The 16873-nt window shown below is 60.5% G+C and carries 21 protein-coding genes; 7 read left to right on the top strand and 14 right to left on the bottom strand.

The window, feature by feature from the left end:
* The first annotated feature begins 165 nt into the window (after positions 1-165).
* The 6 genes from Q0341_RS14600 to Q0341_RS14575 all read left to right on the top strand — a co-directional run bounded on the left by Q0341_RS14600 (position 166) and on the right by Q0341_RS14575 (position 2645).
* Positions 166-789, top strand: coding sequence for a nucleotidyltransferase domain-containing protein (locus Q0341_RS14600; protein WP_299514778.1), 624 nt, complete (start codon positions 166-168; stop codon positions 787-789).
* Positions 767-1186, top strand: a complete 420-nt coding sequence (locus Q0341_RS14595; protein WP_299514776.1) for a hypothetical protein — start codon at positions 767-769, stop codon at positions 1184-1186. Before Q0341_RS14600 ends, Q0341_RS14595 begins: the two co-directional genes overlap by 23 nt.
* 65 nt (positions 1187-1251) lie before the next feature.
* On the top strand, positions 1252-1485 hold the full coding sequence (locus Q0341_RS15285) for a DUF924 family protein (RefSeq protein WP_366522780.1): 234 nt from the start codon (positions 1252-1254) through the stop codon (positions 1483-1485).
* Between the two features lie 373 nt (positions 1486-1858).
* Positions 1859-2143, top strand: coding sequence for a DUF6516 family protein (locus tag Q0341_RS14585; RefSeq protein WP_299514774.1), 285 nt, complete (start codon positions 1859-1861; stop codon positions 2141-2143).
* Entirely contained in the window at positions 2140-2493 is a 354-nt protein-coding gene (locus Q0341_RS14580) for a hypothetical protein (protein ID WP_299514772.1), read from the top strand. Before Q0341_RS14585 ends, Q0341_RS14580 begins: the two co-directional genes overlap by 4 nt.
* The gene (locus Q0341_RS14575) at positions 2490-2645 is read left to right on the top strand and encodes a DUF924 family protein (RefSeq protein WP_366522779.1); all 156 of its coding nucleotides are present in this window, start codon (positions 2490-2492) and stop codon (positions 2643-2645) included. Before Q0341_RS14580 ends, Q0341_RS14575 begins: the two co-directional genes overlap by 4 nt.
* A gap of 362 nt (positions 2646-3007) precedes the next feature.
* Here Q0341_RS14575 and dcd read toward each other — a convergent pair whose 3' ends face one another.
* The 13 genes from dcd to Q0341_RS14510 all read right to left on the bottom strand — a co-directional run bounded on the left by dcd (position 3008) and on the right by Q0341_RS14510 (position 14048).
* The gene (dcd, locus tag Q0341_RS14570; RefSeq protein WP_108330645.1) at positions 3008-3583 is read right to left on the bottom strand and encodes a dCTP deaminase; all 576 of its coding nucleotides are present in this window, start codon (positions 3581-3583) and stop codon (positions 3008-3010) included.
* A 79-nt stretch (positions 3584-3662) separates the two neighbouring features.
* Positions 3663-4760: a BMP family ABC transporter substrate-binding protein gene (locus tag Q0341_RS14565; protein WP_299514768.1), complete on the bottom strand. Its 1098-nt coding sequence runs from the start codon at positions 4758-4760 to the stop codon at positions 3663-3665.
* Between the two features lie 140 nt (positions 4761-4900).
* Positions 4901-5194, bottom strand: a complete 294-nt coding sequence (locus tag Q0341_RS14560; protein ID WP_299514766.1) for a YciI family protein — start codon at positions 5192-5194, stop codon at positions 4901-4903.
* Between the two features lie 17 nt (positions 5195-5211).
* Positions 5212-6012 carry a metallophosphoesterase family protein gene (locus Q0341_RS14555; protein ID WP_299514764.1) on the bottom strand — a complete coding sequence of 267 codons (801 nt, stop codon included), beginning with the start codon at positions 6010-6012 and terminating at the stop codon, positions 5212-5214.
* 21 nt (positions 6013-6033) lie between these two features.
* The gene (locus Q0341_RS14550; protein ID WP_299514761.1) at positions 6034-6243 is read right to left on the bottom strand and encodes a Fic family protein; all 210 of its coding nucleotides are present in this window, start codon (positions 6241-6243) and stop codon (positions 6034-6036) included.
* 45 nt (positions 6244-6288) lie between these two features.
* Complete coding sequence (locus Q0341_RS14545) at positions 6289-6519, bottom strand: ATP-binding protein (protein WP_299514759.1); 231 nt, start codon at positions 6517-6519, stop codon at positions 6289-6291.
* A gap of 35 nt (positions 6520-6554) precedes the next feature.
* Positions 6555-7604 carry an adenosine deaminase gene (locus Q0341_RS14540; RefSeq protein ID WP_299514757.1) on the bottom strand — a complete coding sequence of 350 codons (1050 nt, stop codon included), beginning with the start codon at positions 7602-7604 and terminating at the stop codon, positions 6555-6557.
* Positions 7605-7606: 2 nt separating this feature from the next.
* Positions 7607-7831, bottom strand: a complete 225-nt coding sequence (locus Q0341_RS14535) for a hypothetical protein (RefSeq protein WP_299514755.1) — start codon at positions 7829-7831, stop codon at positions 7607-7609.
* 21 nt (positions 7832-7852) lie between these two features.
* Complete coding sequence (locus tag Q0341_RS14530; RefSeq protein WP_299514754.1) at positions 7853-9079, bottom strand: benzoate/H(+) symporter BenE family transporter; 1227 nt, start codon at positions 9077-9079, stop codon at positions 7853-7855.
* A gap of 231 nt (positions 9080-9310) precedes the next feature.
* Positions 9311-10456, bottom strand: coding sequence for a BMP family ABC transporter substrate-binding protein (locus Q0341_RS14525; RefSeq protein ID WP_299514752.1), 1146 nt, complete (start codon positions 10454-10456; stop codon positions 9311-9313).
* A gap of 43 nt (positions 10457-10499) precedes the next feature.
* The gene (locus Q0341_RS14520; RefSeq protein WP_299514750.1) at positions 10500-11420 is read right to left on the bottom strand and encodes an ABC transporter permease; all 921 of its coding nucleotides are present in this window, start codon (positions 11418-11420) and stop codon (positions 10500-10502) included.
* Positions 11420-12493: an ABC transporter permease gene (locus Q0341_RS14515; protein WP_299514748.1), complete on the bottom strand. Its 1074-nt coding sequence runs from the start codon at positions 12491-12493 to the stop codon at positions 11420-11422. The genes Q0341_RS14520 and Q0341_RS14515 overlap by 1 nt, the downstream gene beginning before the upstream one ends.
* Positions 12480-14048, bottom strand: a complete 1569-nt coding sequence (locus tag Q0341_RS14510; protein WP_299514745.1) for an ABC transporter ATP-binding protein — start codon at positions 14046-14048, stop codon at positions 12480-12482. The genes Q0341_RS14515 and Q0341_RS14510 overlap by 14 nt, the downstream gene beginning before the upstream one ends.
* A 156-nt stretch (positions 14049-14204) precedes the next feature.
* Between Q0341_RS14510 and guaD the strand changes: the two genes are divergently transcribed.
* The gene (guaD, locus tag Q0341_RS14505) at positions 14205-15539 is read left to right on the top strand and encodes a guanine deaminase (protein WP_299514743.1); all 1335 of its coding nucleotides are present in this window, start codon (positions 14205-14207) and stop codon (positions 15537-15539) included.
* Positions 15540-15674: 135 nt separating this feature from the next.
* On the opposite strand, the gene paaK is transcribed toward guaD, so the two are convergent.
* Positions 15675-16873: phenylacetate--CoA ligase PaaK (gene paaK, locus Q0341_RS14500; protein ID WP_299514741.1), on the bottom strand; the 1199-nt coding region annotated here is incomplete at its 5' end.

The raw sequence follows: 16873 nt of genomic DNA, 5'->3' as shown, positions 1-16873 counted from the left end.
CCCCCACCCTTTCATTCCAAATCTTTGCCATCCTCGGCCGCCCGTCCACGCCCGAGGAGCTGGCGTTTTTGAATGAGCCGGGGTCGGGTTTTAGGTCCTAACAACTGAAGTGCTCTGACGCCTCAAAAAATACCCAAATAAGGTATGATCAAACCCATTATGGGTATGAATACCGCTTCAATCACCTCCTCCATCGCCGACGCGCTGTTTTCAAAGGTGCGTCAGCGGGTGCTGGCCGTGCTGTTTGTTGCGCCGGACCGCAGCTTCTATACCAATGAAGTCATTGGCTTGGCTCAGTCGGGCGCAGGCGCTGTGCAGCGCGAGTTGGCCGATCTGGCTGCAGCGGGTTTGCTCACGGTGCGCAAACAGGGCAACCAAAAACACTTTCAGGCCAATGCGGCTTCGCCCGTGTTTACCGAGCTGCGCGCTCTGGTGCTGAAAACCATGGGGCTGGCCGATGTGCTGCGCACGGCGCTCTTGCCGATTGCGCCGCAGATTTCGCTGGCGTTTGTGTTTGGCTCCATGGCCAAGCAGCAAGACACCAGCGCCAGTGATGTCGACGTGCTGCTGGTCAGCGACACGCTGGGCTATGGTGATGTATTTGCGGCGCTGGAGCCCGCCAGCCAAACACTGGGGCGCCCAATCAACCCTGCCATTTACTCATCAACCGACTTCAAAGCCCGCCAGCTGGGTGACAATGCCTTCATCAACCGCGTGATGCAACAGCCAAAGATATGGCTGATCGGCCAGGAGGAGTCACCGCAACATGAGCCCACCCACCCCACTTGAAAACCTGAGCGGCCCCAGCGGCTCGCTCAAAGTTGAGCCACCCGACGCCGCCGAAATCGCGGGTTTGCTGCGAACGGGCAGCACCCGCTTGAACGATGCAGCCAACGCCACACTGGCACTGGAGAGCCGCTTTGATCTGGCCTACAACGCTGCACACGCCTTGTGTTTGGCTGCATTGCGAAAGAAAGGCTTTCGCCCGAGCAACCGTTACATCGTCTTTCAGGCATTGCCACACACACTGGGGCTGGGGCTTGAGGTTTGGCGGGTGCTGGACTTGTGTCACAACAAGCGCAACCTGGGCGAGTACGAAGGCATGATGGATGTCGATACACGCCTGGTCACCGATCTGATCGCCGCCGCCCAACGCGTTTTGATCGCCCTTCAATCCCCTGACTGAACAGCCATGCCCTTGACAGCGCTGGCGTTATCGACAGCGCCGCCTGAAGCTGGAGCATTGTTCACATGCAAGCCCAAACCATCCTCCACTTCTGGTTCACCGAACTCACCTCCAAGCACCATTTCGCCAAAGACCCCGCCTTGGACGAAGCCATCCGCACCCGCTTCGGGGCCACGCTGGCAGCAGCGGCAGCGGCGCGGTGTGATTTGTTTGCCTGGCGCGCCACGCCAGAGGGGCGCTTGGCCGAGGTCTTGATGCTCGACCAGTTCTCGCGCAACGTGTTCCGCGACACCCCCTAGCCTTTGCGCAAGACGCGCTGGCCTTGGCGCTGGCGCAAGAGCTGGTGGCCAGTGGGCAAGACTGCAGCCTGCCCTTGGCGCAAGTTTTGCATACATGCACAGCGAGTCCGCTCTGGTGCACGCCCAAGCCGCCCTGCTGTTTGCGCAGCCGGGCATGGAAGACACCCTGCGCTTTGAGCTGCGCCACCAAGCCATCACCCTGCGCTTTGGTCTCTACCCCCACCCTTTCATTCCAAATCTTTGCCATCCTCGGCCGCCCGTCCACGCCCGAAGAGCTGGCTTTTTTGAGTCAGCCGGGGTCGGGGTTTTAAGCCTGACTGGCAAGTGTTGTCATTCTTGACAACATACAAGCTGTGTTGGCACAATCGCCAACATGCCCGCTGAACTGATCACCCGATTCAAGAACATCACACCAGATGGTGGCGTGATTGAGCTGGTGGTCTGGCGGGTGCCCACGCCGGTTCCACCCACCGAGCACGGGTTCAAATACCGTGCGGTCTATGCCAAGGGTGACGTTCGGATTGTTGGCTTTGACAACGAGCGGGGCAAAGGCGACCACTGCCATTTGGACGGGCAAGAGCTGCCTTACACATTCACAGGCGTGGACCAACTGGTGGAAGACTTCATTGCCGCCGTAGCGGCCAGGAGAACAACATGACCGAACGTTTTTTGACCATCACTTTGCAACCCGACTGGCAAGCCGGTTTGCGTGCAGCTGCCCAAGCGGCGAAAAAAAACACTTACCAAGGCGAGGTGCTCAACTTTGAAAGCCCCGGTCATTTCTTTGGCCAGCTGACCGAAAAGCGCTGGGCGCTGGTACGCACCGCTCAAGGCAAGGGTGAGATGTCAGTGCGCGAATTGGCCCGCTTGGTGGACCGCGACGTCAAGCGCGTGCACGAAGACGTGGTGGTGCTGGCCGACCTGGGGCTGCTGGAGCGCACCGAGTCTGGCGGGGTGGTCTGCCCTTACTCGTCCATGCACATCGACATGGTTCTTAAGGCAGCATGAACCCAGCTGTCATGCAAGCCCAAACCATCCTCCACTTCTGGTTCACCGAACTCAGCCCCAAGCACCACTGCCAAAGACACCGCTTTGGCCGCTACCCCCACCGCAACGACATTCTCGGCCGCCAGTCCACGCCTGAGGAGCTGGTGTTTTAAAGTGAGCCGGGTCGGGGGGCGAAACTCACTTTTAGAGAATGCCCAAGTGTTATCACTGGCCCCAGGTCGGGCATTTAGGGGCCAACGTTCCATCCGTTCGCGGAGCGATATTTTCAAAGGGCTGTGGTCTGCCTGACGTATGCCGGACCTGAAGGCGCCGACCTACAAAATACTGCGCTGCGCCTGTTGCATGTCGGACCTGAAGGCTTCAACCTTGGCGATCCAACCAAAAATTATTGAACTCAAAGTTCTAAGGACGGCCAAGTGCTTTGTGAACTCGCCAAATGGCGAACAGATGCGGGGAAACGCCGGGGATTTGCGCGCTGCGGGGCGCACCATAGCAGGTGGCCCGCAGTGAGCCATCAGGTTTTGGGCAGTGTCACGCCCACTTGGCCTTGGTATTTGCCGCCTCGGTCTTTGTAGCTGGTTTCGCAGACATCGTCTTTGTCACTCTCGAAAAACAGCACCTGGGCGCAGCCTTCACCTGCGTAAATTTTGGCGGGCAAGGGGGTGGTGTTGCTGAACTCCAGCGTCACATAGCCTTCCCACTCGGGCTCAAAAGGCGTCACGTTCACGATGATGCCGCAGCGGGCATAGGTGCTTTTGCCTAAGCAAATCGTCAGCACGTTGCGTGGAATGCGGAAGTATTCCATGGTGCGGGCCAGCGCAAAGCTGTTGGGCGGGATGATGCAGACATCGCTTTCGATGTCCACAAAGCTGCGCTCGTCGAAGTTTTTGGGGTCCACCACCGTGCTGTAGATGTTGGTGAAGACCTTGAATTCCGGGGCGCAGCGGATGTCATAGCCATAACTGCTGGTGCCGTAGCTGACGATTTTTTGGCCAGCCGCGTCCTTGCGGATCTGGCCCGGCTCGAACGGCTCGATCATGCCGTGCTCTTCGGCCATGCGGCGGATCCATTTGTCGCTCTTGATGCTCATGGTGTGCCCTTGTGTCAATCGGCTTATTTTAGGGGCTTACCCGGCCCCAAAGGGCACGGGCTGGCGGTTCCACCGAAGTTCAGCGGTTGACACGCCCCAACACGCCCTGCACCAAGTAATTCATGTTCAGGATCTGGGAATCGCTCAGGGTCTGGCCTGCGGGCAAGACCAATTTGCCGTCGTTGTCGGTGATCGGGCCGGCGAACGGTTGCAATTTGCCCGCACCTACGGCCTTTTGCTTGGCCAAGATTTCATCCTGCACCTTCTTGGGCACCTTGGGGCCAAAGTCGCCGACGCGGACCATGCCATCCTTCACGCCGCCCCACACGCTGCCGCTTTGCCAAGTGCCGGACAAAGCCGCCTTGACGCGGGCCGTGTAGTAGTCGCCCCACTGGTGGGTGACCGCGATGATCTGGGCATCCGGCGCAACCCGGCGCATGTCGGAATGGTAGGCCACGGCCATCTTGCCGCGCTCTTGCGCCGCGGCCATCACCGCCGTGGAGCCGGTGTGGAAAGCGATCACGTCCACATCCTGGTTGAACAAGGCCATGGCCGCTTCGCGCTCTTTGGGTGGGTCAAACCAGGCGTTGAGCCAGACCACCTTGACGGTGGCTTTGGGGTTGACCGAGCGCATGCCCAAAGTGAAGGCGTTGATGCCCTGCAGGACTTCAGGAATCGGAAAGCCCGCCACATAACCCGCCACGTTCGATTGCGTCAAGCGCCCGGCGGCGATGCCCGCCAAATAGCGGCCCTCGTAATAGCGGGCGTTCGACGCGGCCACATTGGGCGCGGTCTTGAAGCCGGTCACCGACTCAAACTTCACATTCGGAAACTCTTTGGCCACCTTGAGCGTGGGCTCCATGTAGCCAAAACTGGGGGTGAAGATGATTTGATGACCCTGCTGGGCCAGGTCGCGGATCACGCGCTCGGCATCCGCACCCTCGGGCACATCGGCCACAAACGTGGTCTTGACCTGATCGCCCAAGGCCCGCTCAACGGCCTTGCGACCCTCGTCGTGCTGACGCGTCCAGCCCGCGTCGGTGATGGGCGAGACATAGACGAAACCCGCCTTGATGGGCTCGGTCGCTTTGACTGGCGTTGGCGTGGAAGTTTGTGCCTGAACGGCCGGAAGAAAAAAGCAGGCGGCCACGAGCGTGGCAGCGAGGTTTTTATACATGGTAGTCCTCTACATGGCCCCGAGATTGAACAAAACAAAGCCCGCCGGGGCGGCGGGCTTCGGGGGTGGATTTTACATGGCGTACTTGTCCAGATCAGCCACACGCCTGAGCAAAAGCGAAACAGTGTGCAGGCAAAGCCTCAAACCAACACCTTCTGGTCCAGCGCCTTGCTCCAATGCAAAACCTCCGCGCTCTGGCGCAGACCGTAAGTCCAGAAGGGATCGGTCTGCATCAATTGATGGACGCATTCTTTGGATTCGGACTCAACGATCCACAAGCCACCTCGGGGCACCTGACCAAGTTGCTCGCGCAAACTGCCCGCCATGCGCACTTGCGCCTGATGTGCAGCCACCCAGTCAATGTGGGCTTGTAAATGGGTGGCACGCAAAGCGCCTTGATCGGGTCGGTCGGTGAATAAAACGGCAAACAACATGTTCCATCCTCTGTCATTCAAACTCTGGGCATCCACCCAGTTCTCAAAGCATGCGCCCAATCAGGACGGTCACGCTTTTCTGCCAAAAGCGCCATGGATTCATGGTCATAGGGCACGCTGATCAACTCACAACGCCAGAGCCCACCGAATTTTTCGACCACCGCATAACGCGCATCGGGGCTGCCGTTCTCTATGCGATGGAACTTGGAAAAAGGGTAAGGGTGATCGTCATCGTATGCAGGCAAACCGACACTGCCTGGATTAACGATGAGCAACTTGGATCGCCAACGAACCGTCCTTGGCACATGGCTGTGTCCGCAGGCCAGCAAGCTGATGTTTTCCGGTATCAGCCCCGCCAAACGCTCTTCAATCTCTCTCACGCTTGCCAAGCGGGCCGCTTCGCCTTCGGGCGTTTCCAACAAATATTCGATGTCACTGCGAGGGCTGCCATGGCACAGCGCCACATCATGGCCAAATTGCTCAGGCCAAATTTGTGCCGTTTGCAGCCGGGGGTCCGCCGGGTCAGCGTGCGACGCCAACCAATTTTTGACCAACGGGTTCAATTGACTCGATGTGTATGCATCCGATAAATTCTGACGCTCTACCGGCAAGCGCAATAACTGGCGTTCATGATTGCCCGCAACGTGAAGCCAAGGGAAATTTCGAAGTCGGTCAGCGGTTTCGAGCGGCAGCAATGGGCCACTCAAGCTGTCACCGAGATTCACCACACACTGAATTTTTCGGTGACTCATGTCCGCAATCACGGCGTCCAAGGCAGCCAAATTGCCATGAATATCTGAAACAAATGCCAAACGCATCACACCCCCTCTTGTTATGTTTTAACCCTGTCCGGCAACACAGCCATGACCGGCTTGCGTCAGTCTGTATTTTTGCAATCGGCTGTTGGGTTTATCGGGCACTGTCATCTCCAGCACACCCAAAGCCAACGCCACTTGCTGGTAATGCGTACGGAAATGTTTCTCATCTTTCAGACCCAAAGCGCTCATCAACTCAACGCGACTCATCTCGCCATTGATCCGCCTCAACATGCGCTCCACTTCGGGGGTGACTTCGGGGGTGACTTCGGGGGTGACTTAGGCTTCGACTTGTTCGGTCTGCCCCGCCCTGAGCACCTTCAAATAAGCGGGGTCGAAGGGGAACTCCATCCACATGTCAAAGGGGTGATAACGCAGCACTGGCTTGGGCGTGCCCGCCGCCACGCATGCCGCAAAAATGCGCTCCACCCCACGGCCCCAAGCCTCGGTTTCGCCCGCCCTGAAAAAGGCATTCGCAATCGCCGGGTTGTACGGGCTGGACGAATGCACGCCCAGCAGCCTCTTACAGGGGGCAAGCCAAACTTTCAATCCTGCTCGGCATACGACTGAAAAAACGCTTTCAATTCATGCATCCAGCGGTGCTTGTCTGCCTCGGGCGCAAAGCTCGCCTCGATGCTGTTGGCGGCCAGCTTGTAGGCTTGCTGGGCGTTCAGGTGCAGGGCGGCAAAGGTCTGTACATAGTTGTCGTTCAAGTAGCCACCAAAGTAGGCCGGGTCGTCCGAGTTGAGAGTGATGCACAGGCCTGCATCCAGCATCTGGCCCAGATTATGGTCGGCCAGGTTTTTGAACACACACAGTTTGAGGTTGGACAGCGGACACACCGTGAGCGGCATCTGGCTGTCGGCCAGGCGTTGCATCAATGCGGCGTCGTGGATGGCTTGCACGCCGTGGTCGATGCGCTCGACCTGCAGCACATCGAGTGCGCCCCAGATGTAGGCGGGCGGTCCCTCTTCGCCCGCATGGGCCACGCAGTGCAAGCCCCGCTCGCGGGCGCGGGCAAACACGCGGGCAAACTTTTCGGGCGGGTGGCCCAGCTCGCTCGAATCGAGCCCCACACCGATGAAGTGTTCGCGCCAAGGCATGGCCTCGTTCAACGTGGCCAATGCCTCTTCTTCGGACAGGTGGCGCAAAAAGCACAAGATCAGATCGGCGCTGATGCCCAGCTGAGTTTGCGCATCGCGGCAGGCGCGGCTCAGGCCTTCGATGACTGCGCCCATGGCCACGCCCCGCGCTGTGTGGGTCTGTGGGTCAAAAAACAACTCGGCCCGCACCACATGGTCAGCGGCGGCTTTTTCAAAATAGGCCCAGGCCATGTCGTAAAAGTCCTGCTCGTGCAGCAGCACGCTGGCCCCGGCGTAATACAGATCCAGAAAACTTTGCAGGTTGGTGAAGGCGTAGGCGCTGCGCAATGCGGCCACGTCGGCATAGGGCAACTGCACACCGTTGCGCTGGGCCAGGGCAAAGATCAGCTCGGGCTCCAGCGAGCCTTCAATGTGAATGTGCAACTCGGCCTTGGGCATGGCGCGTAACAACTCGGGCAAACGGGTGGGCGGTATGGCGTGGACTTTGAACATGGTCAATCCTTGAAAAATTGGGCGCGGATGGTGGCTTCGTCGAGCCGATCAAAACAAGCGTTGTGCCGGTCGGTCAAAGGCCCATGGCCCGGCATCACTTGGCCTTCAGGGCCAAAGCCCACGGCCTTGAACTTCCATTGGCCATTGACCCACTTGAAGTTGCCCACATGCAGGCCCGACGGGTCAAGCAGGGCGCAAACGCCTTCGTTGATTTTTTGAATGTGCATGCTGGCTTTTCTGCAAGTTCTTCAACGGTTTTGAAAATCGCCACGCTCCATCCACCACGACACCGCAAAGCCGGCCACCAGCCCCCAAAAGGCCGCGCCGATGTTGAACAGCCCAATATCGGCCACCGTGACCAACAAGCTGACCAGTGCGCCCAGCGAAAACTTGCCCGCGCCAAACGAGGCCACAAACGCACCTTGCAACACGCGCAACATGGCCAGACCGCCCAACACCATGATGAACTCTTTGGGGGCCGCCAGCATCAAACCGGTGAAGGTGGGTGCCATCAGGCCGAACAACAGCGCCAGCACGCCAAACATCAGCGCCCCGGTGTAGTGGCGCGGTTTCTCGCCAGACGAAGTGAGCAAGCCATTGGTTGGCCCCGTGAGGCAAGTGCTGACCGCGCCAAACACGGCGCTGATGGCGGCACCGATACCGCAGGCCACAGCGATCATGTTGACGGGTGGCTCGTGCCCGGCGTTTTTGAGCACGGCCACGCCTTGCCCGTTTTGCACCACCAGCACCGTGATGGCCAGCGGCACCACCAGCTCCAGCATCGCGGCAAACGACCACACCGGGGCCTGAATGACGGGTTGTGCCAAAGTCAATTGGCCCACGGCGGCCGCATCGAGTCGGCCCGACACCGCCACCGCCAAAGCCCCCACCAGCAGTGCGCCGATGACAGGCGGCAGGCGCTTGCCCCAATCGGCCCGCGCTGAGAGCAACAAGAACATGGCCACCATGGGCGCTGCAATGGCCACATCGCTTTGCAGCGCCCGCACGATGTCCAGGCCAAAACGCAAGAAGACACCTGCCACCATGCCCATGACGATGGGCATGGGCAGCGCTGCCATGACGCGCTTGACCCAGCCGCTCAAGCCCAACACCAGCACCAAAGCGCTGGTGACGTAAAACGCACCGATCACCTCGGGAAAAGTCAGGTGCTGCAAAGCCGGGCCGACCAGCACGGTGCCTGGAATCGTCCAACCAAATGCCAGCGGCGTGGTGTAACGCCAGCTCATCAGCAAACTCACCAAACCGTTGACAAAAAACACCCCGAACACCCAGGACGCCAGCTCTTCAGGTGACAAGCCCCCACGCGTGCCCACCGACAAAATGATGGCCACTGGCCCGGTGACGGCAAAGATGAAACCGATCAGCGCATTGGCGGCGTAGGTGCTGCCAAAGTCAGTGCGGATTTGCCGCCAGCTTCTGGCGGCGAGCGTTGGGGATTCCAAGTGTTTGAACAAAGCGGGGACCTTTGTGATTAGGACAACGGGCTCAGGGTATCAAAAAATCTTGCTGCCTTTGAGGTCATCCAGTCGGACCTGAAGTCACCGACCTACGAAGACCGACAGCCGCCGCATCGCGCAGCGACATTTGTAAATAACTAAAAAAGCCGCCTGACTTGCGTCAGGCGGCCTTCAAAAAGCTGGGAGATGGATTCCCGATCCAGTCGGGAATGGCCAGTCTCAAGCCCATCACTTGCCTGGGATCTTGCCTTCCACGCCCTTGACGTAGAACATCACGCCGCCCAGGAACTTGTCGTCGGCCACTGCGTCTTTGGCCAGCATCTCTTTACCGGCCTGGTCCACGATGGGGCCTTTCCAGATGGAGAAGCTGCCGTCTTTCAGGCCAGCCTTGATCTCGTCGATGCGCTTTTTGGTGTCTTCAGGCACGTCAGCGGCCACGTTGACCATCTCGATCGCACCTTCTTTCACGCCCCACCAGCTGGAGCCGGTGCTCCACTTGCCTTCTAGGGCCTCACCCACGGCCTTGACATAGTAAGGGCCCCAGTTGATCACAGCCGAACCCAAGTGGGCCTTGGGGCCGTAGGCGGTCATGTCGGAGTCCCAACCAAAGGCACGCTTGCCCATTTTCTCGGCGGTCTGCAACACAGCCGAAGAGTCGGTGTTTTGCATCAGCACGTCGGCACCGCCGTTGATCAGCGATGTGGCCGCTTCGGTTTCTTTCGGTGGGTTGAACCACTCGTTCACCCAGACCACTTTGGTCTTGACATTGGGGTTGACCGACTGCGCGCCCATGGTGAAGCTGTTGATGTTGCGCACCACCTCAGGGATTGGGATGGAGGCAACCACACCCAGGGTGTTGGTCTTGGTCATCTTGCCCGCGATCACGCCCGCCATGTAAGCACCTTCGTAGGTGCGGCTGTCGTAAGTGCGCATGTTGTCGGCGGTTTTGTAGCCGGTGGCGTGCTCGAACTTGACTTCTTTGTTGTCAGCCGCCACTTTGAGCATGGGCTCCATGTAACCAAAGGTTGTGCCAAAAATCAGCTTGTTGCCTTGGGCGGCCATGTCACGGATCACGCGCTCGGCGTCAGCGCTTTCTGGCACTTTTTCGACGAAGCTGGTGACCACTTTGTCGCCAAAGGCTTTTTCAATTTCTTTGCGGCCGTTGTCATGCGCAAAGGTCCAACCGCCATCGCCCACAGGGCCGACATACGCAAACGCAATCTTCAGGGGCTCGGGCTTGGCGGGCGCAGCAGCCGGGGCTGGGGCCTCGGCCTTGGGCGCTTCTTCTTTTTTGCCACAGCCCACCAGTGCGGCGGCGGCCACAGCAGTCAGGGCCACCATCTTGACGATGGAGCGCTTGGAGAGGTCTGTCATGTCAGTTCCTTTTGAACAAGGTTACGGGGGTTAAAAATCGAGATTATGAACCGGGATAAAAGGGTTTCCCCAAAGATGCAGGCATATTGACGCGAATCCAGGCCGGGTTGCGCGAGATCAATGCCAGCACCACGATGGTGGCGATGTAAGGCAGCGCCGTGAGCAATTGGCTGGGCACTTCGACCCCCACGCCTTGCAAATGGAACTGCAACATGGTCACACCACCAAACAGGTAAGCACCCAGCAAGACCCGTGCCGGACGCCACGTGGCAAAAGTGGTCAGGGCCAGCGCAATCCAGCCCTTGCCTGCCACCATGCCCTCGACCCACAGCGGGGTATAAATCACCGAGATGTAAGCCCCGGCCAGCCCACACAAAGCGCCGCCAGCCAATACCGCCAGCAAGCGGATGCGGCGCACCGGGTAGCCCAAGGCGTGGGCCGAAGCAGGCGACTCGCCCACCGCCCGCAGCACCAAACCGGTGCGGCTTTTGTACAAGAACCAAATCAGGGCCAAAACCAACGCCATCGCCCCATAAACGAGCGGATGCTGCTTGAACAAGGCGGGTCCCACCAGCGGAATGTCGGCCAGATAAGGCAGCGCAAAATGGGGCCGCTCCGGCAGCTTTTCTTTCACATAGCCAATGCCAACAAAAGCCGAAAAACCCACGCCAAAGAGACTCAGTGCCAGGCCTGTGGCGTATTGGTTGGTGCCCAGCCAGATGACCAACACCCCAAAAATGGCCGCCAACACTGCGCCAGCGCCCATACCCGCCACAAAGCCCAGCCAGTCGTTGCCGGTGTGGACCACGCAGGCAAAGCCCGCGATGGCCGCACACAGCATCATGCCCTCGGCGCCCAGGTTCACCACGCCGGCTTTTTCATTGATCAGCAAACCCAAGGCGGCGATGGCCAGCACCGTACCCGCATTCAAGGTGGCGGCGATCAGCAATGCATACGACTCCATCACACACTCCCCTTCTTTTGGGCCACCCAGCGCAAGCGATAAGCCACCAACGTGTCACACGCCAACAAACAAAACAGCAACAAACCCTGGAACACACCGGTGATCGACTTGGGCAGGCCCAATCGCGACTGCGCCAACTCCCCGCCGATGTAGAACATGCTCATCAACACCGCCGACAGCACCATGCCCGCGGGGTGCAAGCGCCCGACAAAGGCCACGATGATGGCGGCAAAACCATAGCCAGCAGGCACATAGGGCGTCAACTGCCCAATGGGCCCAGCCACCTCCAAAGCACCCGCCAGACCCGCCGCGCCGCCCGAGACCAGCAGCGCCACCCACAGCGCCTTGCGCGAAGAAAACCCCGCGTACCGCGCCGCATCAGGCGCCAGCCCGCCAACTTGTTGGGCAAAGCCCGCCCGTGTTCGGAACAAGAACACCCACAACACGCCCGCACCCACCAGCGCCAGCAGCAAACCCACACTGACGCGCGAGCCGTCCATCAAGCGCGGGATCTGGGTGACCAACTCAAAGGTTTTGGACTGCGGAAAGTTAAAGCCCGCCGGGTCTTTCCAGGGGCCATAAACCAGGTAACTCAACACCATGTCCGCCACGTAGACCAGCATCAGACTGACCAAAATTTCACTGGCATTGAAGCGGTCACGCAGCAGCGCCGTGATGCCCGCCCACAGCATGCCGCCCAGCACGCCAGCCAGCAGCACCGCCAGCACGACCCAACGGCCCGTGTCCTTGTCGGCCAACAAGGCCACGCCCCCGGCGCACACCGCGCCAATGACAAACTGCCCCTCGGCCCCGATGTTCCAGACGTTGGATCGGAAGCACACCGACAAACCCAAAGCAATGACCAAGAGCGGCGTGGCCTTGACCATCAATTCGCCCAAGGCGTAACTGGTTTTGAGGGGTTCCCAAAAAAACATCTGCAACCCTCGCACCGGGTCCTTGCCCAGCGCCATGAACAGCGCCACGCCCAGCAGCACGGTGAGCACCAGCGCCAGCAGGGGCGAGGCATAAGTCCACAGGCGCGAAGCCTGGGGGCGGGGTTCAAGCCGCAGCATGTTGGGCTCCTTGTTGGGCCGGCACGGCAAAAGCGGAAGCATCGACATCCGGCCACAAGCCGCTCATCCACTCGCCAATGCGTTCCACCGTGGCCTCGGTGCGCGCAACCGAAGGTGACAAACGCCCCTTCGCAATCACATGCAATCGGTCTGACAACTCGAACAATTCTTCCAACTCCTCACTCACCACCAGCACCGCGCAACCGGCGTCGCGCAGCGCCAAAATCTCGGCGCGAATTTGCGCCGCCGCGCCCACGTCCACGCCCCAAGTGGGTTGCGAGACGATGAGCAGCTTCGGATTCGCGCTGATCTCGCGCCCCACAATGAACTTTTGCAAATTGCCACCCGACAGCGACTGCGCTGCGGCATCCGGGCCAGAGGCCTTGACCTTGAAGCGCTCGATGATGCCGCGGGCCTGATCTGCCAGCACGCCCATGCGCACCCAGCCGCCCGCGCCCACGGCCTCGCTTCGGGTCAGCAGCAGGTTTTGCGACAGGCTGAGCGAGGGCACAGCGCCCCGCCCCAGCCGCTCTTCGGGCACAAAGTGCAGGCCCATCTGCCTGCGCGGCACCGGCCCCAAAGCCGCCACCGGCTGGCCAGACAAGCTCACACTGGCCGCGCCACACTGCACGCCCGAGCGGGTGTCTTCGCCCGACAAAGCCCACATCAATTCCTTTTGGCCATTGCCAGACACCCCAGCCAAGCCCACCACCTCGCCCGCGCGCACCTGCAGGCTGATGCCGTCCAGGTCCACGCCAAACGGGTCTTGCCGCGTGAGGCTCAGGGCCTGCACCGACAACACCACCTCGCCCGGCGCACGCGCCACATGCTGCAAAGCGGGTGGCTCGGCCCCGATCATCCAGCGGCTGAGCGAGGCGTTCGTTTCTTCTCGCGGGTCGCACACACCCGTGAGCTTGCCGCCGCGCAGCACGGTGCAGGCGCTGCACAGCGCCCGAATCTCGTGCAACTTGTGCGAGATGTACAAAATGCTCACGCCTTGGCTGACCAGCTTGTGCAGCACCACGAATAGTTTTTCCACCGCTTGCGGCGTCAGCACCGAAGTCGGCTCGTCCAAGATCAACAACTTCGGCTCGGTCAACAAGGCACGGATGATCTCCACCCGCTGCATCTCGCCCACACTCAAGGTGTGCACCGGGCGCTCGGGCTCCAGGTCCAGGCCGTATTCGCTGGCTTTGGCCACGATGCGCTCGGTCACTTCGGCCAGGCTCAGGGTTTTGTCCAGCCCCAGCCAAACGTTTTCGGCCACGGTCAGCGTGTCAAACAAGCTGAAGTGCTGGAACACCATGCTGATGCCCAGCTTGCGCGCTTCTTGTGGGTTGCGAATCTGCACCGGCTGGCCGTTGAACACCACCTGGCCTTCGTCAGGTTTGACCGAACCGTAGATGATTTTCATCAGGGTGGATTTGCCCGCGCCGTTTTCGCCCAGCACGGCATGGGCCTGACCGGGCATCACGGTCAGCGACACATCCTGGTTGGCCACCACGCCCGGGTAGCGCTTGGTGATGCCCTGTAAAGACAAAAGGGGGGTGGTCATGTCGGGTGGGATGGGGTATCTAAAAAAGTGTCGTGCAAAGTCCATGCCTGAAGCATTGGCCTGAGCCTTGCATGCAAAGAGATTGCCGCACAATGTACCACCGCCATCACCCCCTTTTCCCGGGTGTTTATCCCCGTATTCACACCCGACTCACCCATGCACCCCGTCCCCCATTTGACCGAACGCCAAGCTTGGAGCGCCAGCCTGCTCTGGTTTCCCGACCCGGCCAAGCCGCAAGCCCAGCACGAAACCGACGGCCTGCTGGTCACCGCACGCGAAGCCGACGGCATCGTGCGCGTCCAGGCCATCGGCCCCTACCGCGAGCTGGCACCGCAGTACCACGACCTGCCCGTGACCCACTGGCCCGGTCTGTGCATCGCGCCCGGCTTTGTCGACCTGCACATCCACTACCCGCAAACCGACGTGATCGGCTCACCCGCCGAGGGCCTGCTGCCTTGGCTGGAGCACTACACCTTTCCGCACGAGAAGCAGTTCGCCAACCCCGCCTACGCGCGTGAGGTGAGTGCGTTTTTTCTGGACGAGCTGATGCGCCACGGCGTGACCACAGCGCTGTGTTTTGCCACCGCCCACCCCGAATCGGTGGACGCTTTCATGACAGAAGCGCAACAACGCCACCTGCGCATGGTCACCGGCAAAGTGCTGCAAGACCGCCACAGCCCCGACGGCCTGCGCGACACCGACACCGAGTTGAGCCTGCGCCAGACGGAAGACCTGATTCGCCGCTGGCATGGCGTGGACCGCTTGGGCTACGCCATCACGCCCCGCTTTGCGCCCACCAGCACACAGGCCCAACTGCACGGCGCGGGCGAGATCGCGCAGCAATTTCCGGATGTGTGGATTCAATCGCATGTGGCGGAAAACGTCGACGAAATCCGCTGGGTGCATGAACTGTTTCCCGATGCGCGCAGCTACCTCGATGTGTACGACCGCGCAGGGCTCTTGCGCCAGCGCTCGGTTTACGCGCATTGCATCTACCTGGATGAAACGGACCGCCGACGCATGGCCGAGGTGGGCGCGACGGCCGCCGTCAGCCCCACCAGCAACCTGTTTTTGGGCAGCGGCTTTTTTGACTACACCGCATCCGATGCAGCCGGTCTGCGCTACGGCCTGGCCAGCGACGTGGGCGGCGGCACCAGCTTCAGCCCTTTTCACACCATGCACGCGGCCTATACCGTTGCGCGGCAAAGTGTGGGGCGTGCGGGCATCAGCCTCTCGCCCGAGCACCTGTGGTGGCAACACACAGCGGGCGCTGCTGATGCGCTGGACCTGAGCGGCAAAGTGGGCAACCTGCTGCCCGGCTGCGAAGCCGACTTTGTGGTGCTCAACCCCCAAGCCACGCCGCTGCTGGCAAGGCGCACCGCGCAAACCGAAACACTGGCCGAATGGCTGTTTGCCATGATCGTTCTGGGCGACGAGCGGCTGATTGCGCACACGGTGATCCAAGGCCAAAGTGTGAACATCGACCTGTAGGTCGTGGCCTTTACGGTCCGACATTTGCGCTTTTCGCGAAGTGACTTTTCAAGCGGCGGCGAAGCACTGCGATCATGTCGGACCTGAAGGCGCCGACCTACAAAATGCGGTGCCATCGGCCTTTGCGGGCCGGGTTCACTTGCCGCGCAAATCCACCACGCGTTTGGCCTTGCCCTGGCTGCGCTCGACGCCGCCTTCGGGCTTGAGCTCGATCGCCACGCTGGAGCCAATGAACACCTTGATCTCATGCTGCAGCTGCTTGGCCGCCGCACGGGCTTCGATGCTCTCGGGGGACACGCCGGGCTTAGTCTCGATCAGCACTTTGAGGTCGTCCATCGGGCCTTCGCGGGTCAGCACGCATTGGTAGTGCGGGGCCAGCTCGGCGCGCTTCAAGATCAGCTCTTCGATCTGGCTGGGGAACACGTTCACACCGCGGATGATCATCATGTCGTCGCTGCGGCCGGTGATCTTTTCCATGCGGCGCATGCTGCGGGCGGTGCCCGGCAACAGGCGCGTGAGATCGCGCGTGCGGTAGCGGATGATGGGCAGCGCTTCTTTGGTGAGGCTGGTGAACACCAGCTCACCCATTTCGCCATCGGCCACAGGCTCACCGGTTTCGGGGTGGATGATCTCGGGGTAGAAGTGGTCTTCCCAAATGGTTGGGCCATCTTTGGTCTCGATGCATTCGCTGGCCACACCCGGCCCCATCACTTCCGACAGGCCGTAAATGTCGACCGCGTCAATGCTCATGCGTTTTTCGATGGCGGCGCGCATGTCGTTGGTCCAAGGCTCGGCCCCAAAGATGCCGATGCGCAAAGAACTGGTTGTGGGGTCGATGCCTTGGCGCTCAAACTCGTCAGCAATCGCCAGCATGTAGCTGGGCGTGACCATGATGATGTTGGACTTGAAATCCTGGATCAGCTGCACTTGGCGCTCGGTTTGGCCGCCGCCAAAGGGCACCACCGTGAGGCCCAATTTTTCAGCCCCGTAATGCGCGCCCATGCCGCCCGTGAACAAGCCATAGCCGTAGCTGATGTGCACCATGTCACCGGGCTTGGCACCGCCTGCACGAATGCTGCGGGCCACCACAGTCGACCAAGTGTCGATGTCTTTGAGGGTGTAACCCACCACCGTGGGCTTACCGGTGGTGCCGCTCGACGCATGGATACGGGCGCATTGCTCGCGCGGCACGGCAAACATGCCAAAGGGGTAGCTGTCACGCAAGTCCGCCTTGGTGGTGAACGGGAACTTGGCGATGTCGGCCAGGGTTTTGCAGTCGCTCGGGTGCACGCCTGCGGCGTCAAACTTGGCGCGGTACACGGGCGAATTGGCAT

The sequence above is a fragment of the uncultured Limnohabitans sp. genome, from assembly GCF_937889215.1.
In the GTDB taxonomy this organism is placed as follows: domain Bacteria; phylum Pseudomonadota; class Gammaproteobacteria; order Burkholderiales; family Burkholderiaceae_C; genus Limnohabitans_A.
The sequence above is the reverse complement of the archived record's forward strand: the minus strand, read 5'-3'. Positions and strand labels throughout refer to the sequence as shown.